This is a genomic window from Clostridia bacterium (assembly GCA_026414765.1).
Classification (GTDB): Bacteria; Bacillota; Clostridia; order Acetivibrionales; family DSM-27016; genus SKW86.
This window is the reverse complement of record JAOAIJ010000015.1, coordinates 76152-100041: the sequence shown is the minus strand read 5'-3', so window position 1 is coordinate 100041 and position 23890 is coordinate 76152. Positions and strand designations below refer to the sequence as shown.

General features: G+C 38.1%; 21 protein-coding genes. 5 read left to right on the top strand and 16 right to left on the bottom strand.

The features are described 5' to 3' along the window. Positions 1-108 precede the first annotated feature (108 nt). Positions 109-360, bottom strand: a complete 252-nt coding sequence (gene secG / locus N3I35_04245) for a preprotein translocase subunit SecG (GenBank protein ID MCX8129295.1) — start codon at positions 358-360, stop codon at positions 109-111. Between the two features lie 110 nt (positions 361-470). Then, positions 471-1790 carry a phosphopyruvate hydratase gene (eno, locus tag N3I35_04240; GenBank protein ID MCX8129294.1) on the bottom strand — a complete coding sequence of 440 codons (1320 nt, stop codon included), beginning with the start codon at positions 1788-1790 and terminating at the stop codon, positions 471-473. Positions 1791-2058: 268 nt separating this feature from the next. Between eno and N3I35_04235 the strand changes: the two genes are divergently transcribed. Further along, on the top strand, positions 2059-2595 hold the full coding sequence (locus N3I35_04235) for a peroxiredoxin (GenBank protein MCX8129293.1): 537 nt from the start codon (positions 2059-2061) through the stop codon (positions 2593-2595). 53 nt (positions 2596-2648) lie between these two features. Here the strand turns inward: N3I35_04235 and N3I35_04230 are convergent, their stop codons facing one another. After that, positions 2649-3134, bottom strand: a complete 486-nt coding sequence (locus N3I35_04230) for an SAM-dependent methyltransferase (GenBank protein ID MCX8129292.1) — start codon at positions 3132-3134, stop codon at positions 2649-2651. Between the two features lie 303 nt (positions 3135-3437). Here N3I35_04230 and N3I35_04225 point away from each other — a divergent pair, with 303 nt between their 5' ends. From N3I35_04225 to N3I35_04210, 4 genes are all read left to right on the top strand, one after another. Continuing rightward, positions 3438-3953, top strand: a complete 516-nt coding sequence (locus N3I35_04225; GenBank protein MCX8129291.1) for a GyrI-like domain-containing protein — start codon at positions 3438-3440, stop codon at positions 3951-3953. Between the two features lie 18 nt (positions 3954-3971). Then, positions 3972-4778, top strand: coding sequence for a helix-turn-helix domain-containing protein (locus N3I35_04220; protein ID MCX8129290.1), 807 nt, complete (start codon positions 3972-3974; stop codon positions 4776-4778). 198 nt (positions 4779-4976) lie between these two features. Then, positions 4977-6893 (top strand): histidine kinase, encoded by a 1917-nt coding sequence (locus tag N3I35_04215; protein MCX8129289.1) that lies wholly within the window; start codon positions 4977-4979, stop codon positions 6891-6893. Positions 6894-7114: 221 nt separating this feature from the next. Then, complete coding sequence (locus tag N3I35_04210) at positions 7115-8719, top strand: response regulator (protein MCX8129288.1); 1605 nt, start codon at positions 7115-7117, stop codon at positions 8717-8719. Positions 8720-8735: 16 nt separating this feature from the next. On the opposite strand, the gene gpmI is transcribed toward N3I35_04210, so the two are convergent. The 13 genes from gpmI to N3I35_04145 all read right to left on the bottom strand — a co-directional run bounded on the left by gpmI (position 8736) and on the right by N3I35_04145 (position 23836). Beyond that, positions 8736-10274: a 2,3-bisphosphoglycerate-independent phosphoglycerate mutase gene (gene gpmI / locus N3I35_04205; GenBank protein MCX8129287.1), complete on the bottom strand. Its 1539-nt coding sequence runs from the start codon at positions 10272-10274 to the stop codon at positions 8736-8738. Positions 10275-10450: 176 nt separating this feature from the next. Next, a complete protein-coding gene (locus N3I35_04200) occupies positions 10451-11746 on the bottom strand; it encodes an alpha-amylase family glycosyl hydrolase (GenBank protein MCX8129286.1) in 1296 nt (431 codons plus the stop codon). 123 nt (positions 11747-11869) lie between these two features. Beyond that, on the bottom strand, positions 11870-13807 hold the full coding sequence (tpiA, locus tag N3I35_04195; GenBank protein ID MCX8129285.1) for a triose-phosphate isomerase: 1938 nt from the start codon (positions 13805-13807) through the stop codon (positions 11870-11872). A 265-nt stretch (positions 13808-14072) separates the two neighbouring features. After that, positions 14073-14543, bottom strand: coding sequence for a hypothetical protein (locus tag N3I35_04190; protein MCX8129284.1), 471 nt, complete (start codon positions 14541-14543; stop codon positions 14073-14075). Then, positions 14531-14857, bottom strand: coding sequence for a YtrH family sporulation protein (locus N3I35_04185; GenBank protein MCX8129283.1), 327 nt, complete (start codon positions 14855-14857; stop codon positions 14531-14533). The genes N3I35_04190 and N3I35_04185 overlap by 13 nt, the downstream gene beginning before the upstream one ends. A gap of 73 nt (positions 14858-14930) precedes the next feature. Then, entirely contained in the window at positions 14931-16547 is a 1617-nt protein-coding gene (locus N3I35_04180) for a CapA family protein (protein ID MCX8129282.1), read from the bottom strand. Positions 16548-16661: 114 nt separating this feature from the next. Further along, positions 16662-17672 (bottom strand): type I glyceraldehyde-3-phosphate dehydrogenase, encoded by a 1011-nt coding sequence (gene gap / locus N3I35_04175; GenBank protein MCX8129281.1) that lies wholly within the window; start codon positions 17670-17672, stop codon positions 16662-16664. Positions 17673-18040: 368 nt separating this feature from the next. Beyond that, positions 18041-18952 carry a phosphatidylglycerol lysyltransferase domain-containing protein gene (locus N3I35_04170; GenBank protein ID MCX8129280.1) on the bottom strand — a complete coding sequence of 304 codons (912 nt, stop codon included), beginning with the start codon at positions 18950-18952 and terminating at the stop codon, positions 18041-18043. After that, positions 18942-20027 (bottom strand): 6-phosphofructokinase, encoded by a 1086-nt coding sequence (locus tag N3I35_04165; GenBank protein ID MCX8129279.1) that lies wholly within the window; start codon positions 20025-20027, stop codon positions 18942-18944. The genes N3I35_04170 and N3I35_04165 overlap by 11 nt, the downstream gene beginning before the upstream one ends. Before the next feature lie 24 nt (positions 20028-20051). Beyond that, positions 20052-21167: a M20/M25/M40 family metallo-hydrolase gene (locus N3I35_04160; GenBank protein ID MCX8129278.1), complete on the bottom strand. Its 1116-nt coding sequence runs from the start codon at positions 21165-21167 to the stop codon at positions 20052-20054. A gap of 163 nt (positions 21168-21330) precedes the next feature. Then, on the bottom strand, positions 21331-21825 hold the full coding sequence (locus N3I35_04155; GenBank protein MCX8129277.1) for a tRNA (cytidine(34)-2'-O)-methyltransferase: 495 nt from the start codon (positions 21823-21825) through the stop codon (positions 21331-21333). A gap of 167 nt (positions 21826-21992) precedes the next feature. Beyond that, entirely contained in the window at positions 21993-22460 is a 468-nt protein-coding gene (locus N3I35_04150) for a chemotaxis protein CheX (GenBank protein MCX8129276.1), read from the bottom strand. A 194-nt stretch (positions 22461-22654) separates the two neighbouring features. After that, a complete protein-coding gene (locus tag N3I35_04145) occupies positions 22655-23836 on the bottom strand; it encodes a DUF362 domain-containing protein (GenBank protein MCX8129275.1) in 1182 nt (393 codons plus the stop codon). Positions 23837-23890: the final 54 nt, after the last annotated feature.

Here is a 23890-nt window from a genome sequence, read left to right as displayed (position 1 = left end):
AGGTAAAGTGTACAAACTTCTGGTGTTTGGTGTCTTTTTTTTGGGTGGTGATAAAAAAGGAAACAAAAAAGGTTGTGCATTTATGCACAACCTTTGATTTATATACTATTATATCAATTTGCTTGCTAAGGCGTATACCAGTATTGAAGTAATAAGAAAGGCTATAGCTGCAACCGCTGTATATTTACTGAGCAATGCATCTATTGTCCTACCCTTGTTCTTACCGAAAAATGTTTCTGCACCGCCGGAAATTGCGCCGGATATACCAGCTGTTTTTCCTGACTGCAAAAGTACTATTACTATTATTGATAAACAGAAGATTATGTGTATTGCAGTAAAAATGTAACCAACTACGCTCAAAGAGAACACCTCCTAAAAAATTGACAAGTATCATTCTAACATATTGCTATATAAAAAACAAGCCACATTTATAAATATGGCTTGTTTGATTATTTACAGAGCTACATTAATTATTTGTTCTTGAGGTTGAACCAAGCAGCCAAACCTGGATATTCTGCAACTTCACCAAGTTCTTCTTCAATTCTTAACAATTGGTTGTATTTAGCAACACGGTCTGTTCTTGAAGGTGCTCCAGTCTTAATCTGTCCTGAGTTTGTAGCTACAGCTATGTCAGCTATTGTAGCATCTTCAGTTTCACCTGACCTGTGAGAAGTAACAGCAGTATAGCCAGCTCTGTTAGCCATTTCAATAGCTTCGAGAGTTTCTGTCAAGCTACCGATCTGATTAACTTTGATGAGAATTGAATTTGCAACTCCCATGTCAATACCTCTTTTAAGCCTTTCAGTGTTTGTAACAAAAAGATCATCTCCAACAAGCTGTATCTTGTCGCCAAGTTTATCAGTGAGCATTTTCCATGCTTCCCAGTCCTCTTCTGATACACCGTCTTCAAGTGAAATTATTGGATATTTTTCTGCCAGCTCTGCCCAGAAGTTAACCATTTCTTCCTTAGTCTTCATTATATCAGATTTCCAGAAGTAATACTTTCCTTCCTGACCCTTTTCTTTTGCAGCTTCGTACATTTCTGTAGCTGCAGCATCTATAGCAATTCTGAAATCAGAACCAGGTTTATAGCCGGCTTTTTCTACAGCTTCGATTATTACCTGTATAGCTTCTTCGTCAGCTTTCAGGTTTGGAGCGAAACCACCTTCATCACCAACTGCCGTACTGTAACCTTTTGCGCTTAATACCTTTTTGAGGTTGTGGAATACTTCCGCACACCACTGAAGAGCTTGTTTGAAGCTCGTTGCTCCCACTGGCATGATCATGAATTCCTGTATATTAACGCTATTGTCTGCGTGTTTGCCACCATTTATAATGTTCATCATAGGGACAGGTAAGTTCTTGGCATTTACACCGCCTATGTACTGGTAAAGGCTTAATCCGATAGCTTCAGCTGCAGCTTTAGCAACTGCAAGTGATACGCCAAGGATAGCATTTGCTCCTAATTTTGATTTGTTAGGTGTACCGTCAAGAGCTATCATCAATCTATCTATAGCAACCTGATCAAATACATTCATTCCTTCTACTTCAGGAGCTATGATATTGTTAACGTTATCTACAGCTTTCTCAACACCTTTTCCAAGGTATCTGCCTTTATCTCCATCTCTTAATTCAACAGCTTCAAAAGCTCCTGTTGAAGCTCCTGACGGAACTGCTGCCCTTCCAACAAAACCGCCTTCAACTATAACTTCTACCTCAACAGTAGGATTTCCTCTTGAATCCAATATTTCTCTAGCGAATACGCTTTCAATTTCCAGGTATTGTTTCATAGTAATATTTCCCTCCAATGCGTAAAATTTAACATTAATAGAATATCGCATGTCTTATAAATTGTAAATATTTTTTGATATTTTTTTATCAATATATAAGCTTAGCATTATTTTAACCAGATTTTCAGATTTAAAACTTTCTATTGAGATTATTACCGCAGCTTTGGGGAATAATAAGTTTAGCTGAGCAGAGTGTCTGCCCCAATAACTGCTCTTTGGATCAGATTTAAATATGGAACAAAAAAATCTGAAAGGAATGGAGATAAGCATGGAAAGACTTGTAGGCAAAATTGCGCCGGATTTCAAGATGGAAGCTGTAAGCGGTAACGGAGAGGACTTTATAGAAGTTACCTCATCCGGCTATAGAGATAAATGGCTTGTACTCTTCTTTTACCCCCTTGATTTTACATTTGTATGTCCTACAGAAATCTCAGGAATCAGCAAAAGAATTGATGAATTCAAAAAGTTTAATGCGGAGGTTCTTGGGGTAAGTGTTGACAGCAAGTTCTCACATAAGGCATGGATCAATACTGAAATAGAAAATGGTGGACTCGGTAAGATTAATTATCCGCTGGCTTCTGACATGACCAAATCTGTCACGCGCAGCTACGGCATATTAATTGACGAAGAAGGAATTGCACTTAGGGGATTATTTATTTTAGATCCTAAAGGATATGTAAGATATTCTGTCGTACATGACTTAAATGTAGGAAGAAGTGTTGATGAAACGCTAAGAGTTCTTCAAGCCCTGCAATCCGGTGGTTTGTGTCCTATTGACTGGCATCCGGGAGAAGGAACATTGTAAAACTACTTCCCCAGGGATATTTACTCCTTATTTCCTTGGGGAAGTAATTCACTTTATCTGGCATTAATAAAGACCGAACTCCAGTCAAAGTGAGCAGAATCCTCTCTCCATGCCGGCCAACCGGAGCTCCATTCAGGCGTAGTTACGTTTTTGACTCTATCTGAACAAGGGTAGTATGGTTTAATATCTATTATCGGAGTACCCTCTTCAGCATCAATATAGTCTACATGTATTTCACCTGTTTTTTTATCTATCCCGATTAGTGACACTGTTGTTAATGCTACCGGATTTGGTCTGATTGGTGCCCTTGTTGCGAAGATACCAAGTTTTTCAGGTGCGTTTTTATATGGCTGCTCTGATGTCAAAATATTTCGGTATTCACTATTATCAAACAAGTTGCACCACCAAAGTACATTTATATGGCTAAAACCATCCAGACCGTCCATAGCCTCTATGAATTCCTTGTTTATAACCAGCATTTGCCGGTTATTTATAACTTTAACAAACCCGATTGGTGATATTCTGATTTCTTCACTCATCTTAAACCCCATCCTTATCAAATAATTTTTTATGTTAAAATTTTACCATTGGCATAAAAAAACTTCTTGACTATTATTGCTTGATTACAGTACCTATTAAGGCAATTTGAGGTAGTGATTTGATGAAATTTGCTCTCGCCTATTGGTAGCGCATATTATATAATTAATTCATCTCGTCATGTTAGTTTGGTAAAAACTGCTTATATGGTGACCTGGAGTACGCCTACGAAGCTTTGATAAAACATGGTTTTATCTGAGCCGACCGGCTAAATTGATGAATGCTGCATCTGAAAGGTGATATATATGGAATTTATAAGAATAACCGAAGTAGAAACTTTCTTTCTTATAGGTATGAATTTCTTCGGCGATCCCTTTGAAAAAGCTTCAGCATGGAGCGAAGAAAATCAAATCGGTGAATTGTGGAAACGGTTTTACAAGTATTATAGTACAAACTCCGGACTGATAAAAAATGTCCGCTTTCAGGATTGCACCTTTGAAATACACTTCATAACCCAACAGACTATAGAAACCGGCCTTTTTGATGTGTTTGCCGGTGTTATTGTGAGCAGACTGGAGGACATCCCCATAGAATGTGTTGCAAGACAGCTGCCGCCTACAAGGTATGCTGTATTTACACTGAAGGGCGAGGAAATCACATCCGACTGGGGGGGGGAAATACTCAACACCTGGCTTGGAAAAGAATATGAGGTATCATATAATTTCTCGGTTCTTTGTTATGATAAGCGGTTCAAGGGTATAGACTCCGTCGAATCCTCCGAAATGGATGTATATATCCCTGTAAGAGAAAAGAATATATGATTAATTGGAATGGAGCTTATGGCTGCTATAAACGAAATATACAACTCTATATGTTTTATTGAGAAAAATTTAAAAGAGCCTATCACTGTCATGGATGCGGCAAAAAGTATAGGATACTCCATATTTTACTTTTCCAGGGTTTTCAATGCATTTACAGGTCATAACCCATATGATTATATTATCCGCAGGAGGTTGTCCGAAGCAGCAAAAATTATTCGCCAGAATGATGAAAAGATTACCGATATCGCATTTGAGTACCAGTTTAATAACCTTGAAACATTTTCCAGAGCGTTTAAGAGAATGTTTGGCCTTACTCCGAATAAATATAAGACTGATCATCATATCTGTAAAACAGCTATAAAATCACCTTCAAACATTGAATACCTGATCCATATCAACACGAATAATTTTTTTACACCTTCCTTAGTTGAAATAAAGCAGCTAAATCTGGTTGGAGAAATCAAAGAGTTAAGTGGAAAGAAAGCTCGCCTGCACCCTTCAGGCAGGCATTCTCACATAATAGCACATGAACCTCATACATGTGGTAAAGATATCCTCAAAATAGCATTCTCTCAAGTCCATTCATTGGAAAACATACCCGATAATTCCATCGGGAAAACCATCCCTGCCCTCAGCTGCATTGAATTCAACCATGTTTCCGGAAATATCGAATTTACATATGAGTATATATTTCAGACATGGATACCCCTTTCCCCATACTCTTTTTGCAAACCCTATTCGATCGAATTTCTTGGTGCTAATTCCCCCTCAGCTTCAGACGGATATCTTCCTTTGAAGATACTTATCCCTGTGCAAAAAGTCTAAAAGGTAAATAATATGGTAGGAAAACTGTGTATAGGGGGTAAAAGACAAATCTTAGATTGCTTTTTCGATGATTATTAAATAGAATAATAATACTGTGATAAAAAATTACTTTCCTTATATAAATATGACTTAATACTAATAATCTATATGACGCAGAAATTTTCATATTATCTATAAACTCTTAGGGGATGTAACTTTATGAGGTTATTAAATTTATTCGGGTATCGGAAAAAATTAATGCAGAACAGCAGCAGCCGTCTTTACCTTAAACTCCGGGCATACTTCATGTTAACCTTTACACTTGTAGTACTTATGCCTTTTGGTATATTCGGAGCATTGACCTATGATAATTATAAAAAAGACATGCAAGAAAATATCTCTACCATAGCAAACGAAAATATAACTCAGGTCAGTTCTGCCATAAGCTTTATCCTTGATAACATGGGCATATATAGCAGAACAATATTGGACAATATTGAAAATTCTGACTTCTTCAGGCAAAATATTCTTTCGCGTTCCTCGAGACCTCTCTCACACTCTGATCTGGAAGCTTTTAAAGAACAGCTTGACAGGAAATTGAACATTTCAAAAAACACCCAAGTACCTGTAGAAAACATATATATTATTTATAATAATGAACTGTATACCCTTTACAGTAAACACGTAAGCAAGACCGTATTGGGCCCTACCACTTGGGATAACTGGATTAAAGCTGCCAGCCAGGCTACAGACGAACACAAACTTATTGGAACAAACATGCGCTTCTACGAAGATGGAAGCTATACTTACGTAACATCCTTTGTCAAATCCATAAAAGATGAAACTAATGAAAATCTGCCTTCCTGCATATTTCTGGTAGATATTGAGTATGAAAGCATTGCTTCTGCAGTTAACGTTATAAGGAGCAGCAATTTTTCCGGAAGTGAAATCTATATGGTTGATGAATCAAACAATATAATGTTCAGCAGCAATCTTCCCTTATTAACTACAGAGCTTGATGAATTTCTTGTAAGAAATGTCGCAAAAAGGCCTGAGGGTTTCCTTACAGACAAGATAGATGGAAAGAACGTACATATCAGTAACCGCTCTATACCCATATACCATTGGAAAGTAATCAGTGTAATTCCTATAGATGAGTCATTAAAATATACCTTTTTTATGAAAAATTATCTGGTTTTATTACTGGTCTTGTGCTTTATAGTAATTTATGCATTTTCATTTATTATAAAAATGATTTTCCTTAATCCCATAAATGAGCTTTCTACGGCAGTATACTCATACAGCAGAAACAGTTACAGCTCCGCTTCAAATTCATCAACAAAAGAGAATGAGCCTGCAAGAAATCAGGATGCCCATAACTTGTCAGATATTCAGAGTCTTATACATAAGGTATACAGCAGCAGGCTCGAACAGAAGGAAACACAGTTAAAATCCCTTCAAAGCCAGATAAATCCCCATTTTTTATATAACACCTTAGAGTCAATAAGAGGTGCAGCACTTTTCCACGGTATACCCGGCATAGCTGAGATGTCCAGGTGCCTGTCTTCACTCTTCAGATACAGTATAAGCAGCGATTTGCTGGTATCTGTGAGAAGTGAAATTCAGAATATTGAAGAGTATATTGCCATACAAAACTTCCGGCATGACAACAAATTTATTTTATCATATAATATACCTGAAAAGTTATATGATCATAAAATATTAAAACTGACACTTCAGCCGATTGTAGAAAACTCAATAAAGCATGGGCTGGAACTGAAACTTGGAAAAGGCAGGATAAAAATCAGTATACTCAGTCTGGAAAATACTATCAGGATAGAGATCTCTGACGATGGTATGGGTATAACCCCCGAGAAGGTACGCGAGCTAAACAGGACGCTCTCTGAATGTCAGTATTCCGAGCAGAATATTTTAAGTGCACAAAACTCAGAAAACGGTCATATTACTTCAGCCAAAGGAACAGGGATAGGCGCCCAAAACGTTAATTCCAGAATAAAGCTATACTTTGGCAGCCAATATGGCATTACTTATAAGGAATGCCAATCCGGAGCATGTGTTGAGATAATTCTGCCCTCTATAACAGAAAACATAACAAAGATAAACCCTTTATATTAGCTGAGATAAATAGGAAAAACAATGTCTTACAGGTCAGAAAACAGCTTCTGGAAATTGTTTTCCTTTACTATATAACATAGTACTCCATAATTGAACAATGAGTTTTACCCTGGAACATAATTGATACAACAAACTTGATACTTACTTACAAACAAACCTCACTAAAACAAAGTTATCATTTCTATCAGCATAAATGGAGATTGAAAGGGGAAACCGGTAAAATGAAAGTTCTCATAGCAGATGACGAGAAATGGGTAAGGATGACTATAACAAGTGTGATACCCTTCCAACAGCTTGGGCTTCATCTTGTGGGAGAAGCTTCAAACGGTATCGAAGCACTGGACATGTGCAAAAAATATGAACCTGATATTCTCATAACAGATATCAGGATGCCCGGACTTACTGGGCTTGAATTAATTCAAGAACTCAGACAGGTTTATCCGTACATAAAAATAATAATAATAAGTGGACATAGTGACTTTGAATACACAAAAGCCGCCATTAAATTCGGAGTATCCGATTATGTACTGAAACCGGTGAATCAGTCAGAAATTACCCAGGTACTTCAAAAAGTGATAGACACCATAAGAGATGAGAGCAGGCATAAGGAAGAACATAAAATGCTGAAAGATCAGTATAGGGCTACTATTCCCCTAATGTATGATAATGTACTAAACCAGCTGATTGTTCCCAGCCTGCTGACAGCTGATGCCATGCAGGGAACGCTTCTCAAGTGTGGAATCAGGTTTGATCTTCCGTTTTATACAGTTGCAGTCTTTTCTCCCGATGATCTCACAGTTATAAGAAATAATAGTTGCACTATTAGATTCAGGGCAATAATAAGGCGCGTAGTAAGAAAATATCTTAGGGGTGTTACCTTCACAAAACCATCTGCAGATAACGAAATAATTGCCATAATCAACCATCCGGCAAGCTATGACAGTTTTATCTTAAATAAAGCCTTTGAACTTTGCTGCGCACTTTTCAATAAGGCCTTTGAAAGCACATTGTCCATAGGTGTAAGTGGTCCTGCTCAGATCACAAAATTGCCCGAGCTTTACGCCCAGGCATGTGATACCCTTGCATTAAGATTCTGGGAAGGGTATGGTAAAACAATATATCATAGCCAAAACAGCATTATAGAAAATACCAGTTTTTATATTTCAGAGGAGAATATGGACAGAGTAGTTTTCGGAATAAAATTTCTAAACATTGAAGCAGCTCAGCAGTGTGTGGAAAGTGCCGTAACCCACTTTAGATCCAGACAATATTTTAAGCCTGATACTATAAAGGAATTTTTCTGGAACTTTATTCAAACAATAATAACCAAGCTAAATATGCAAATGTCCTTTATAGAGTACGTTTCTTCTTTTTCAAACCTGCATCCGTATGAAAAAATCAGGAATACTGTGTTTATGGCTGATTTGGAAGCCTACATGGTAGAACTGCTGCAAAACATATGCAATCATTACAGTGTTAGGAATCCTGAAACCAATTTAAACCCTGTAGAAAATGCCAAAAGAATCATAGACCAGAATTATAATAATGACATAAGTCTTGAACAGGTAGCAAAGTATATCCATCTGAATCCGACATATTTCAGTGAACTGTTTAAAAAAGATTTGGGAATGAGTTTTGTAGACTACAAAACCAATGTAAGGATAGAAAATGCAAAAAGGCTCTTACAGTCTACCGATATGAACATATATGAAATAAGCAGTAAGATCGGTTACTCCGATCCGAAATATTTCAGTAAACTGTTTAAGAAAATAACCGGAATGACCCCTTTCGAGTATAAGGAAAGTGATAAAAACAGGGCGACATAGCCGCCCTGTTTTTTTGTTATTTTTCTATAAGTGAAGTCCCTGTCATCTCTTCAGGCTTCTTAAGTCCCATCAAATCAAGTATTGTAGGAGCAAGGTCGGCAAGTTTTCCTTCTTTTAGTTTCATATTTCCGAGTCCCACTCCAATCAATGGAACTGTGTAGGTAGTATGAGCGGTAAAAGGACCTCCTGTCTCATAATCCAGCATCTGTTCGGCATTTCCATGGTCGGCAGTGATCAATGCTATCCCGCCTTGAGCCTCTATGGCATCGATTATTTTACCAAGACAAACATCTATAGTCTCAACAGCAACCTTAGCAGCGTCAAAAACACCTGTATGCCCTACCATATCACAGTTTGCAAAATTCAGTACAATAACATCATACTTTTTGGAATTAATCCTTTCCAGAGCTTCCTCCGCAACTTCATAAGCACTCATTTCCGGCTTCAGATCATAAGTTGCAACCTTAGGAGACGGAATCAAGGCCCTGTCTTCTCCCTCATACACGGTCTCAACACCCCCGTTGAAGAAGAAAGTGACATGTGCGTACTTTTCAGTTTCCGCTATCCTCAACTGCTTGTACCCCTGCTTGCTGATGTATTCTCCAAATGTATTTGCAAGACTGTCAGGCTTAAAAGCAACAACAACATTAGGCATTGTTTTATCATACTGAGTCATACATACATAATAAAGCGGGAAAAATCCCTTCGCTCTTTCAAAACCGCTAAAGTCAGGATCTACAAAGGTTCTTGTTATTTCCCTGGCTCTGTCTGGTCTGAAATTAAAGAAAATGACAGAATCATTTTTATCTATAGTAGCTACAGGCTTACCGTTTTCTACGATAGCTGTAGGTTTAACAAATTCGTCATATATTTCAGCTGCGTAAGAATCAGCGACAGCTTTACCTGCACTCTCAGATGTAAGCCCCTGTCCAAGCACCATAACATCATATGCTTGTTTTACCCTGTCCCAGCGGTTATCTCTGTCCATGGAGAAATATCTTCCCATGATCGATGCTATTTTACCTGTACCGATTTCCTTCAACTTAGCTTCCAACTCTTCAACATAACCTTTTGCACTGTCAGGTGGTACATCCCTACCATCAAAGAAGCAGTGAACATATACATCCTTCAGACCCTGTTTTTTTGCAAGTTCAATCAGAGCGTAAAGATGTGTGTTATGGCTGTGAACTCCCCCATCTGACAGTAATCCGAACAAGTGCAATTTAGAATTGTTCTTTTTACAGTTTTCAACAGCACTCAGAAATTCATTCTTATCAAAAAAATCTCCATCCTCGATTGACTTTGTTATCCTGGTAAGCTCCTGATAAACAATCCTTCCTGCACCGATATTGGTATGCCCTACTTCAGAATTTCCCATTTGTCCTCTTGGAAGGCCTACATCCATACCACTTGTATGTATGACAGTGTTTGGGTATTCAGCGAAAAGTCTGTCAAGATTTGGCTTATTTGCAGCTTTTATGGCATTGCCCTGTTCTTTTGGGTTTATTCCAAAACCATCCAGGATTATTAAAGCAACTAATTTATCACCTTTCATAAATCCACTCTCCATTTCATCTATAACTATTACTACTTTTCAATATGTAAATGCAAATTATTCAAATATACATAAGCTATAATTTACATATATATAATCTCCATTATTATATACCACAATATTTGTTTTGAAAACTTATTGTGTTAATTATTTCTCAATGTTCCTATAAGGCGGTTCTATATCTTAACTTCAAAAATTACAGGCTTTGTGTTCAGTCTCAATTTTCCCTGATTTATAGCCAAATCCTCACCATCGATCATATTTTTATAAATCCCATCCCTGCAATCTACTTCAATAAATCCTTCTTTCCTTTCTATATTGAATACTCCTATGAGTTTTTTGGTATCGCCCTTATATGATGCTGCTACGACTCCGCGTTTGGATGTGTCATTAATCATATATCTGCCTGATGCAAATAAGGGATCTTTTTTGATAGCCCCTAAAAGTTTGATATATGAGCTAAATTCTCCTGTCATGCCATTCCAGTTGACCCTGTCCTTGTCAAACAAGTTTGGTGTCTTTTCATCCATTGCTTCCTGACCGGCATACAACAGCACAGCACCCTTCTGGAAATACAGAAATGCCGTCCACATAATCAGATCCTCTTTTACAGGGAATAGCATTTTAGCCCTTTCCTGATCATGATTTTCCAAAAACCTCAGTTTTACATAGTTAGATGGATTGATTATTTCCTGGCAGCGTAATCTTTCTATATATGAATCCAGGCTTGATTCACCTCTTAGGAATGGACGAAAGGCAAAATCTACATCGTAATCATAGGTTATGTCAAACACCTGAAACATTTCACAATCTGAACTGGCAGAAAATCCATTATTACGCATATACATCATAAAATCCGGACTAATGCTGTCTGAAAGCCAGATTATACCTTTTTTTACCTTTTCAACTTCTTCCCGTGCCTTCTGCCAGAACTCAAGAGGTACAAGCTGTGCCAAATCACACCTGAAGCCATCAATTCCAAACTCTGCCCAGTATTTCAATGTCTCTATCTGATAGTCCCAAAGCTCCCGGTTTGAGTAATCAGGTTCAATAACATCATCACAGTGATCAATTTTACTTCCCAAACTGCCATCCGGTTTTCTATAGAACCACTCCGGGTGAGCCTTATACAGCTTGGATTTGTATGATGTATAGTAGAATGGTATATCCATCATTACCATCATCCCCTTGCTGTGTATACCATCTAACAATTTCTTAAAATCCTCTATTGTTCCGTATTCAGGGTTTATTTCCCTGTGATCCTCTATGGAATAAGGACTTCCGAGATTTCCTTTCCTATTTACCTGTCCAATAGGATGAACAGGCAGAAACCATACTATGTCCACACCCAAGTCCCTGATTCTATCCAGATCGCTTTCCACATCCCTAAAAGTGCCATTCCCTTTATAGTTCCGAGTATATACGCAATATATGATTTTGTTCCTTAAACTAATTGAAGTGTTAACTGCCACTCTTTCTCCCCACTTTCTTATACCCACACATGGTGCCCATTATAAATTGACAAACCCCCCAGCTCAAAACCGGAGGGTTTGCAGAGAAAATTTCTTATAGGCGCAAAACAACTAATTTATCAATTATTTATTATATTTAGCTATCTTCTCAAAATCATCAAGCTTTAAGCTTGCTCCGCCAACAAGACCACCGTCTATATCGGACATATTAAAGAGTTCTCCTGCATTAGCAGCAGTTACACTTCCACCATACTGAATTCTTGTTGCATCAGAAACTTCTGCACCATACAACCCTTTTACAGTTTCCCTGATTATCGCACAAACTTCATTTGCCTGCTCATTTGTAGCAGTTTTACCTGTTCCTATAGCCCAGATTGGTTCATAAGCTATAACAACATTCTTAACCTGTTCAGCACTCATTCCTTGCAAAGCAATCTTAACCTGGTATCTTACAAGGTCCGCAGTTACTCCCTGTTCTCTCTGTGCAAGTGATTCCCCAACACAAACTATAGGTGTCATTCCGTATTTGAATACAGCTAAAGCCCTTTTATTCACGGTTTCATCTGTTTCTCCGAAATACTGCCTTCTTTCAGAGTGCCCGATTATTACATAATCAACACCGAGTTCAGCAAGCATCGGGCCGGATATTTCTCCGGTAAATGCTCCTTTTTCTTCCCAGTGCATGTTCTGAGCAGCTACCTTTATGTTTGACTCTTGTACAGCTTTCTTAACATCAGGTATGCAAACAGCAGGAACACCTACAACTACTTCCGCATCAGCATCTGCAACTCTTGCTTTCAAAGCTTCTACAAACTCAACAGCTTCTTTTACTGTTTTGTTCATTTTCCAGTTTCCTGCAGCTATTTTCTTTCTGTTGTTTTTATCCATCAATACCGCTATACCTGGCAATTCCTTACCTTCAAGGAACTCCAGTGAAGCTCCACCCCCTGTCGATATATGTGTTATCTTATCTGCATAACCTAACTGTTCAACAGCAGCAGCTGAATCTCCGCCACCAACTATGGATATAGCACCTGATTCTGCAACCGCTCTTGCTACCTCCTTTGTTCCTGTCGCAAAGTTAGGGAATTCAAATACTCCCATAGGTCCGTTCCAAACTATTGTCTGAGCCTTCTTTATTTCTTTGGAAAACTTCTCGATTGTCAGTGATCCGATATCCATACCCATCCATTCGTCCGGCATATCATCGGAAGGAACATATTTATGCTCTGTATCATTTTTAAACTCTTTACCAACAATACTTCCGATAGGAAGCATCAAATTGACACCCTTCTTCTCAGCCTTTTCCATCAGGCTCTTAGCGAGATCCAATTTATCATTTTCACAAATTGAGTTACCTATCCTATACCCCTTTGCCTTAAGGAAAGTGTAAGCCATACCACCACCGATTATAAGAGTATCAACTTTATCTATAAGATTTTCTATTACTGCAATTTTGTCGGAAACCTTAGCTCCACCAAGTATTGCAACAAAAGGTCTTGCAGGATTTGCAAGAGCTTTTCCCATAAATTGAAGTTCTTTCTGAATCAAAAATCCGCATACTGCCGGTAGATAATCTGCCAGGCCTGCAGTTGAAGCATGCGCCCTGTGAGCAGTACCAAATGCATCATTTACGAAAATCTCGGCTAACGAAGCAAGCTCTTTTGCAAAAGCCGCATCATTCTTTTCTTCTTCCTTATGGAACCTTACATTTTCAAGCATAAGTACTTCGCCTGATTCAAGAGCAGCCGCTTTTGCTTTCGCATCCTCTCCAATAACGTCTTTAGCCATGATAACTTCTTTGCCAAGTAATTCGCTTAATCTTACTGCTGTAGGCTTCATACTATATTTATCTTCAAAACCGTTTTTGGGTCTTCCTAGATGGGAAACCAATATGGTTTTAGCTCCGTTGTCAACAAGGTATTTGATAGTCGGCAATGCACCAACTATTCTTTTATCATCAGTAATATTTCTGTTTTCATCCAGTGGAACGTTAAAATCTACCCTTACTATGACTTTTTTGCCTTTTACGTCGATATCTTCAATCGTCTTTTTGTTCATCATACTCATATTGTTCACTCTCCTGTATTTAATTAATAATGTAGTATTTTGATTAAGCATGCAAAGCATTTATGTCTGGTTAATGGTGCACAACAAATGCATGGAAGCACCTAAATATTGATACGGTTATTTTTTTCAATGAATAGAAAGATTATGTACTAAAGCCAAAATTAACACCACTTTAACCGTTTACATTTTACATCTTTTTCTTCCTTATTTCAATAGTCAGTGCTAAAATTTATCTATTTTTTAACAAAGTATATGGTTACTCCAACACTTCTACCTGTGCCCATATTTTCATCTCTTCAGAAAGGAGTATCCTGTTAACTTTAAGCTTGAAGAGTTTTTCATTTATCCGGAAAAGCCTCCGGTCAATGACTTCAGTAACCATTTCCATATCAATACTTCTTACTTCCTTACCTAACAAATTACTATATTTCTCTTTTATTGTCTTCTCGAGAAACCTTAAATCAATTTCGTCACCTTCTTCAGACAGGAGAATGATTTCTATTTCCTTAAGCAAGTATTTTCTTTTATTTACAGACTCATTGAGTTTTTTCAGAGAAACCTCTTTTTCATAAATTACAATTTCCAGACTCCGGATTCTCTCATGGTAGCTGTCTACTCTATAACCTATCAGTGTGATTACAAGTGCAGCACCCGCGACTACCCCCGTCAGTATTCCCGCAACAAAGCAAAATAAAGCCTTAGAAGCTCTGCGGTCTATTTCCCCCATATCTCCCCACACCTTTGCATCAGCTTAATAAATCTGCAGCCTGCATTTGCTCCCAGGATAGCCATCAGCACATATATTGCCTGCTTCATCATGGATTTTATTTCACCTCTGAAAAGGCTTTTATCAATTATTTCAAAGGAAGAGAAAGTCCCGCCCAGAGCCACTGCTACAGCCCAGATCTTTATAGATGCTGCCAGGTTGGTCATAGTTTTTACTGGAGGCTGGTCATTTATAAGAGCTGCTATACCTGCAAAAGCACTTGCTCCCACTATGACCCCAAAAGCTATAAGAAAACAGTTTATGATATTTGGCAATTCAGACTCACCATACAAATAAAAACGTTTGTATAAACTATGAAACACTCCGGCTTATTATTCAAAAATAATTTCACCTGACACTATCCACCAAATCATACTGTCTGCAATCTGAATCATCAAAATGCCACCACTCGAGGTAAAGGGGGATAAATCCGCACTTTTCCATGATGTTTTCAAGCATCACGGAGTTTTCTCTTTGCTTGTCTGTTGCATATTTGTAACCCCTGGTAGCTTTCCCAGACATTTCGTCAAATTTACTGGGCATATCAACCTCATTACCCTTCATATCAGTTATCGTAATATCGACAGATGCCCCCCTGGAATGATTTGACCCTTTCTCCGGTGCAGCAAAAAAACTTTTGTTTACTGCCTTACTCCATAAAAAATTCTGGCAAGACGGCGGTCTGTATGCATCCCAGACTTTTATCAAATAACCCTTTTCACGGAGCAGCTCACTCGCTTTTCTTAATTTCTCAGCCGTACCTCTCCTCAGATATGCAGTATTATCCTTATATATTTTCTCTCCGGTAAAGTTATCTTGTTTTGCATACGCCAAATCAATAACAATATCCTTTATGAACGAATTCAGGATCACAAACTCTTTTTTTCTCTCTGTAGGAAAAATATCAATATTTGAGCCTTTTTGTATCTTTTCCAGTATTCTTTCTGCATCCGGACCTTTTAGCAATACAGGTCTGTAATCATTAACCCCTGATACAGAAGAGATAGAACACGGAATGACAATTGGCCCTGAAATATTTTTTATCTCTTTTTCCTTATTAAAAGTGAATTTCTGCTGAAGTATGTATGTATCAAAATCTTCGGGAGAAGAATTTCCTCCAAAACAAAAATTGCCAAGGCTGAACGCAATGTACCGATTTTTATATTTTTCAATTGCCTGTACGACATGCGGATGATGCCCTATGACCATATCAGCACCGCAATCGACTGTAAAATGGGCTAATTCCCTTTGAGTCTCATCAATATCATAACTATTTTCCTTACCCCAGTGGAAACTTGCAATTACAAGATTGCTTTCTTTTTTCACATTCCTGATAGTTTCCTCAATATTTTTTTTCAGAGCACCATAGTCAACCCCTTGCTCAATACTGCCAAGCTGGTTGAATCCTACCATTCCGACTTTTATTCCTTTTACGGTTTTTATATAGCTATGTGAATAGCCGAAATACCCTATTCCCCCTTTGCCCAGGTACTTCCGGGTCTCGCTGTACCCTATCTCCTTATAGTCAAAAGTATGATTGTTTGCCAGGTTTACTGCCTCTATACTGCCTTGTTTTAAAATATTTACATAATGGGGGCTGCCTTTAAACCAAAAACTATCTTTTACATCATTTTTTGCAATTCTTTCTTTTTGCAATGTAAGCGGCGTTTCCAAATTTGCTATTGTCAGATCATCCTTGGATAAAACACTGTATACGCTTCTGAAGAAGTAGCTGTAGTCACCTCTATTTTTAGCAAACACACCATCAAAAGAGCCCTGATACGAAGCCCTGTAATCATTTCCCAAAACACAGTCACCTATGGCACTAATCAAAATATCTACTGATTCCGCGGCCTGTGCAGTACGAACCGTAGTGAAATCAACGGAAATACCCTGTTTGTATGTGCTAAAACCGGTTAACAAAACGGATAGAATGAGTACCAGAACAACCCTAATAAGAATCACCTCAAAAATTTATAGAACTATGGAACAAAGTTGGGTCTGCCACTTTAATGGCATGAATATCCGGATAAAAAAATGTCCGGTAAAAAATACCGGACATTTTAAAAAGCACTATGCTTATTTAGCGTCTACTGCTGCCATATGACTGATGAGGTCAACAACTTTGTTTGAATAACCCCATTCGTTATCATACCATGAAACCAGCTTAACGAAGTTTCCGTTCAATGCGATTCCAGCTTCTGCGTCAAATATTGAAGTACGTGCATCATGTATAAAGTCAGTTGAAACAACTGCTTCTTCTGTGTATCCGAGGATACCTTTAAGTTCATTTTCTGAAGCCTTCTTAACAGCTGCTTTGATATCTTCATAAGTAGCAGCTTTTTCAAGGCGAACTGTGAGGTCAACAACTGATACGTCAGCTGTAGGAACTCTGAATGCCATACCTGTCAATTTACCGTTTAATTCAGGAATAACCTTACCAACAGCTTTTGCAGCTCCAGTTGATGAAGGAATGATATTTCCAAGTATTGATCTTCCGCCTCTCCAGTCTTTCATTGAAGGAGCGTCAACTGTCTTCTGAGTATTAGTTGCAGCATGAACTGTAGTCATAAGACCTTCAACTATACCGAAGTTGTCATTTATTACTTTAGCCAAAGGAGCCAAGCAGTTAGTAGTACATGAAGCATTTGATACAACTGTCATGTCCTTAGAATATTTGTCATGGTTAACTCCCATTACGAACATAGGAGCATCGTTTGAAGGAGCACTGATAACTACCTTCTTAGCGCCACCTTTGAAGTGAGCTGAAGCCTTGTCGATTGTAGTGAACACACCTGTTGATTCAACAACATAATCCGCACCGCAGCTAGCCCATGGAATTTCTGCAGGATCTTTTGCTGAGAAAACAGCAATTTCCTTACCGTTTACTACCAATTTACCGTCTTTTACTTCGATTGTTCCATCGAACTGTCCATGAACTGTGTCATACCTTAACATATATTTCATGTACTCGAGATCGATAAAAGGATCGTTGATTCCCTTTACTTCTACATTAGGGTTGTTGATTGCAGCCCTGAAAACAAGACGACCGATACGTCCAAAACCGTTGATACCCATTTTTACTGCCATGTCGTAATACCTCCTATGTAATATATTAATATTTTGAAGCATTGCTTCGAATAAGATAAAGCCTTAAAGTAATAAATCCATATTGTATTATAATACTTGCAGGCTTATTAGCATGAAAAACTAATTCTGGTTAGAAATTCTTCCAAGCCAAAAATATTTTATTATATTTCATCTTTTTTTTCAATAGTACTGGTAAAAAATAATTAATTTTTTAACAAAGTATCACTAGTACAACAATATTATTATGTACATATATTTTTAAAGCATTCGAAATTTTAATGCAATACATTTACAATGGCAAACTCCAGAACATATATGTGTAAAAAATTTCAGCATACCGACTGCAGATTTCACAGGCGTATTCAAAATTATAATATGAGCTTGTATTTATTTATCATCTTGGCCGGATGGTAGGAAAGCTTGGCTTTCCTGAGGCCTTCAATACCGAGGTCCTGTTCCCTGTTAATAAAGGCTGCTTCCCGCCATTCACGCTCGCAGAACTGCTGGTTTATAAACGTATACAAACCGTTGATACTCCCGTTTGCCTTTTCTATATGGATTACAGCAGTATCCTCATTCAGCATTTCCCCTACTGTAAAAGCCTCAAATTCTCCATTTACTTTTATTAACGCACCTTTGCAACTTAATGCGGTAAAATTATTAAGCAGTTCCATATTAGCCTTCTTTTCGCAATAAAAATCCTTATGCTCTTCGCAGCTCCTTTCCAAACACCATTTATCCATTATTTTGCTGCATTCTCCTGTATTTTCACTGCTCAACATTACATATTCATAGTTGTACATCTTTTTAAACTTGTTTATATGGTTCCGTTTGCCGTCAAACTTCTTTCCTCTCAGATTGATGAGGTTTTCCGCAAAATAGACATAATCGGAATTATCAGTGTCTTTAACTATATATTCATCAGTAAAACCCAGGTACTCCCTGAAATACCCGGATTGTATTTCATCCATTCTCTCAAATCTCAGCTTCCAGCCATTAATTTGAAAGTATGTCTTCAGTTTTAGGAACACTTCTGTAAACACAGCCTTTTCAGGCTTTCCGAAGGGCACAAAGCAAAAGGGATTCTTTCCTTCAGGCACTGCAATTACACATAAAAGGCCGTTAATCTCAGCGTATCTGAATTTATAGAAATTCCTCCACATGAAAAAATTAGTAAATGTCATTTCTGAAACCTGTGGATTATGCGGTCTCAAATACTTATCAAATAAAGCCTTATCCTCAATAGTTATTTCAGAAAAATTTATCATCTCAATCCCCAAATCCAACCCCCAGACTTTTAGCTATCCTCACCAGTTCTCCTTCAGGATCTACCGTCTTAAGCTTTCCTACAGCTTCCTCAAGAGATACCGAGGTTATGGCATTACCCTGAAGGCTTACCATTTTCCCAAACTCTTCCCTGTTTACAAGCTCAACTGCTTCTACACCATAGCGCGTAGACAAAATCCTATCATACGGTATAGGTCTGCCGCCCCTCTGCAGGTGTCCAAGCACCGTAACCCTTGTTTCAATATTTGTAAGTTTCTCTATTTCTTCAGCCACTCTGTTTCCTATACCCCCAAGCCTTATAGGGTCAGGACTGTCTTTTAATATCTTGCTTACTACCACATCGCCATCTATTGACTTTGCACCTTCAGCCACCACTATTATACTGAAATTCTTCCCTGCATTCCTTCTTTCCATCACTTTTTGAGCTACCTTGTTTATATCATATGGTATTTCAGGAATAAGAATTACATCAGCGCCTCCGGCTATTCCTGATTCAAGAGCAATCCAGCCTGCATACCTTCCCATCACTTCAAGTATCATCACCCTGTGATGGGATTCTGCTGTCGAGTGAAGCTTGTCTATTGCCTCAGTAGCGGTTTCTACTGCTGTCATAAAACCAAAGGTTGTGTCGGTAGCGGAAAGATCATTGTCTATCGTTTTAGGGACGCCTACAACCTTAACACCCTTTCTTGCAAAATCTCTTGCACTGGTGAGCGTACCGTCACCGCCTATCAGCACCATACAGTCTATGTCGAGCATGTTGATGTTATTGACAACTCTTTCGGACATGTCCTTATACTCTGCTTTTCCTTCTCTCTCAATCTTGAAATTAAAGGGATTATCCCTGTTAGACGTACCAAGAATGGTGCCGCCTTTATCAAGAATACCGGAAACATCACCCGGTTTAAAAGTAACAAAGTTATTTACAACCAACCCTCTATACCCGTCTTTAAACCCTATAACATCATAGCCATACTTAACCATAGCAGTTTTAACAACCGCTCTTAGTACAGCATTCAACCCGGGGCAATCCCCACCGCCTGTCAAAACACCTATACGTTTAATCATAGAATCCTCCTGTAATTTACATTCTCAACTCTCAACTGCTTTGATTATATTTACCAGAAACTCTGCCGCTTTAACCATATCACTGATTCTTATCTGCTCTTCGACACTATGGACTTTATCCATTCCCACACTTATATCAACAGCTTCTATTCCTTTTCCATTGATTATGTTGGTATCGCTTCCTCCGCCTGTAGACTCAAGCAGCAGCTTAACACCTGCTCCTTCAGCGGCTTTCTGTAAAATTTTTACTATACTGCTGTTTTGATTTATCGAATATGCAGGATATTCCAATTCGGACTTAAAATCCACACTACCTCCAAACCTTGCTGCTGCCTCAGTAAAGCACTTTTTCATATGTTCTGTTTGCTCTTCAAGCTTTTTCTGGTTCCGGCTTCTTGCTTCAGCTTTGATTTCTATCCTGTCACACACAATATTAGTCGCTGTCCCGCCACTTATGATTCCTATATTTGCAGTTGTCTCTTCATCTATTCTCCCAAGTTTCATTCTGCAGATTGCATCCGCTGCAATCTGTACTGCACTTATTCCCTTCTCTGGTTCCATTCCGGCATGAGCAGCCTTTCCCTTCACCGTCACATTTATTTTATGCTGTGATGGAGCCCTGACTGCTACAGTTCCTATACTTCCGTCGCTGTCAAGAACAAACCCGTATTTTGCATATATTTTACTATAATCCAAGTTTTTTGCCCCAAGAAGTCCTATCTCTTCGGCAATAGTAAAAACAACCTGTATATCACCGTGGGGATAGTGTTTTTCCCTGATAACCCTTAGTGCTTCAAGAATACATTCAATACCCGCAGCATCGTCGCCCCCCAGTATGGTAGTTCCGTCAGTTTTTATTATATCGCCTTCAATTACAGGTTTTTTGCCCTTGCCCGGAGCTACAGTATCCATATGTGCAGTTAATAATATTGCAGGAACATCCTTACTGCCTTTTACTGTGAACAGGATATTTCCCGAATTACCACCAACCCTGTCACCTGCACTATCTTCAAAAGTCTCGATCCCCATAGCGGCTATTTTTTGTTTCAAAACATCCGCCATCTTCCTTTCCTGCAAACTTATACTGTCAATTCTGACAAGTTCAATAAATTCATTAACCATCCTGTCTTTATTAATCATAAAAAACACCACCCCATAATAGCAGAAACCGGAAATCAAAACCGTTTACGGGTACTGCCTCTAAATTAGTCTGCTCAAACCATACAGATTATCAGTCTCATAAGAGTATATATTTACAACCGGATTAATTTTATTCATAGGATTCAGATCAATAAACCGCAAGTCACCAATCATACCTCGTCAGCTTCCCTTCTTCCATAAGCCCGTAAAAATCTCTTTGCCTTAATATTTCATATGCTACAATCGCTACTGAATTTGCCAGGTTCAGTGACCGTATTCCTTCTTTCATAGGTATTCGCATGCACCATTCCTTATTCTCTTTCAGAAGTTCTTCCGGGAGCCCTGCGGTTTCCTTGCCAAATACTATGAAGCAGTTTTCGGGATACTTTACATCTGCATATGTGTTAACAGCTTTAGTGGTAGCATAATAAAAGCTGCTATCCGCATATTTCCTTTTTAGCTCCATAAAGCTGTCATAATATTGTATTCCAACCTCATTCCAGTAATCCAGGCCTGCACGTTTCAAATACCTGTCATCTACCGAAAACCCCAATGGTTTCACCAGATGCAGTGAAGCTCCTATAGCAGCACATGTTCTTACAATATTACCTGTATTCTGTGGAATTTCCGGTTCTACCAAAACTATATTCAAAGACAATTCCTATACCTCCTAATAACACAAAAAGCCTAACCTCAGCTGTTTTACTTTAGTATGCCTAATATATTTTACCACAAAAACCAGCTTCAATAGCAAAAAGATGATGCACTGACAAAAAATGTACAGTCATCATCTTAAATAACAAATAAATATGAATTAAGTTTCTATCAATTCTCAACTACAGAAATGTCTATCTCCATAGTTTCACTTTCACTCAGCAGTAATGGAACACTTATTGTTTTCAATTTGTTTGTAGATATTTGCAGATTTTCACCCATTACAAAGGAGGGAGGTGTTATTTCAATGCCAATCCCCTTGTTATACAAAATTGTCGCCGTATTGCCAAGAATCATATTGGTGAGCTCAGATATTGCACTTTTGGAAATCTCATCCAATTCCGAAACAGGCATTCCACACATCATCTTTGAAGCAATTCCAAGAGCAACAGGAATATTCATTGTAAAAACAGCCTGACCTCTTATCTTACCTGTTAATCCTACAATTATTGCTATGGCATCACTTTTATAGGGTGAATCCTTCAAATACACTTTACCAAGTTTTGCATCAATTCCTGCTATTTGCATAAGAACTGTCTGACTTGCTTCAATGAATGGGTTTATGTATTCAATGTTCACTAATAATCCCCACCTTTTAATTATCATTTGCTTAATACGGTACTATAAACATATCAATACAATAATTATGTCCGCTGATATAGAAAAAACGATATACAGCATATATCCAAATTATAACAACTATCCTTTTGATGTAGTTGTCATACAAATACCAATTAATTATATATTAACACTAATATAATTCCTATTCTATATTAACGACAAAAATCCTTCTTTACATTACATTTTTTTGCTTTTTTAAATAAAAATTTTGACAAAAAAGGTCTTTTGATATTTACCGCCTTTGCAGGACATAATTCCTGACAGCAGAAGCAACGTATACATCCGGACAAATCCACCCTGGGCCTGTTTTCATACATTTCAATAATATGCGCTGGGCAACTCCTCACACACTCTTTGCACCCTGTACATAATGCATGTACAAATGCAGGCTTAGGTCTTAACCATGATATCAGGAATTTCATTAACCCCTTGTCATAAAACTGTATAGCTCTTAGAGTATCAAGCTGTGGTACATCAAATCCGTTTAATCTTGAATTATCCAAGTTTTCCCCTATAATTTCCAATTCTGCTATATTCCTACAACACAAGCCCCTGCCAATGGCATTTTTAATTACCGGTACATCCGCCGGGTTTATATTGATCAGGTCCAGTGCAGCAAGATCCAGTTCAAATGCATTTTCAGAACCCATGATATAGCCTATTTTTTTAGGATTTCCGGCAGTGGGACCATCACCTTCCATTCCAATTACTGCATCTAATATATTTATAGACGGCCTTACACTCAGGAAAATATCTATGAGTGCATTTGCAAAATCATTGTATTCAGCCATCCGCAGATGGTATTCAGCTTTAAGGACACCAGGCACTGCACCGAACATGTTTTTTACAGCACCTGTGTATACCATCTGCCCGTGTGTTTTCAACTTAGAAACGTTAATTATTATGTCAGCCTCAACTAAGGGCTTGAGAAGTGTCACTCTTTTCAGGATTTTCCCATCCGGAATATCAACCTCTGCCTCATCCAGACTAAAATTAAGATTTACCCCTGTTACCCGTGCTGCCTCAGTCATGCCACAAGCGTTGTACACTCCTTTCAGGGCGCTTTCCGTATATAAACCTCCCGGACTGTCAATGATCAATATTTCTCCTCCTGCTGCATTTACAAGACTGCATATGGCCTTTATCAGGCTCGGATGCGTTGTAGCCGCTTCCTCAGGTCTTTTTTTCATTACAAGGTTTGGTTTTATCGCTACTTTCATACCTGGCTTTATAAACTTCCCCACACCACCCAGGTTAACAAAAGTTTTGTTAATAGCAGCTTCTACATTTTTTATATCATAACTCTTACATCTCTCTATCGAAACACAACTCAAGCTTATTTCCTCTTCTTTCAAATCATTGCTAATACTTATTTACTATTTTAGTTA

Bases quoted from the DNA above. Each gene is read 5' to 3' on its own strand.
- N3I35_04225 (MCX8129291.1), top strand. From the start codon at position 3,438: ATGGAATTTATAAGAATAACCGAAGTAGAAACTTTCTTTCTTATAGGT.
- N3I35_04220 (MCX8129290.1), top strand. From the start codon at position 3,972: ATGGCTGCTATAAACGAAATATACAACTCTATATGTTTTATTGAGAAA.
- N3I35_04190 (MCX8129284.1), bottom strand. From the start codon at position 14,543: ATGGGGGAAATAGACCGCAGAGCTTCTAAGGCTTTATTTTGCTTTGTT.
- N3I35_04235 (MCX8129293.1), top strand. From the start codon at position 2,059: ATGGAAAGACTTGTAGGCAAAATTGCGCCGGATTTCAAGATGGAAGCT.
- tpiA (MCX8129285.1), bottom strand. From the start codon at position 13,807: ATGAACAAAAAGACGATTGAAGATATCGACGTAAAAGGCAAAAAAGTC.
- gap (MCX8129281.1), bottom strand. From the start codon at position 17,672: ATGGCAGTAAAAATGGGTATCAACGGTTTTGGACGTATCGGTCGTCTT.
- N3I35_04210 (MCX8129288.1), top strand. From the start codon at position 7,115: ATGAAAGTTCTCATAGCAGATGACGAGAAATGGGTAAGGATGACTATA.
- N3I35_04160 (MCX8129278.1), bottom strand. From the start codon at position 21,167: ATGATTAATAAAGACAGGATGGTTAATGAATTTATTGAACTTGTCAGA.
- N3I35_04230 (MCX8129292.1), bottom strand. From the start codon at position 3,134: ATGAGTGAAGAAATCAGAATATCACCAATCGGGTTTGTTAAAGTTATA.
- eno (MCX8129294.1), bottom strand. From the start codon at position 1,790: ATGAAACAATACCTGGAAATTGAAAGCGTATTCGCTAGAGAAATATTG.
- gpmI (MCX8129287.1), bottom strand. From the start codon at position 10,274: ATGAAAGGTGATAAATTAGTTGCTTTAATAATCCTGGATGGTTTTGGA.
- N3I35_04165 (MCX8129279.1), bottom strand. From the start codon at position 20,027: ATGATTAAACGTATAGGTGTTTTGACAGGCGGTGGGGATTGCCCCGGG.
- N3I35_04215 (MCX8129289.1), top strand. From the start codon at position 4,977: ATGAGGTTATTAAATTTATTCGGGTATCGGAAAAAATTAATGCAGAAC.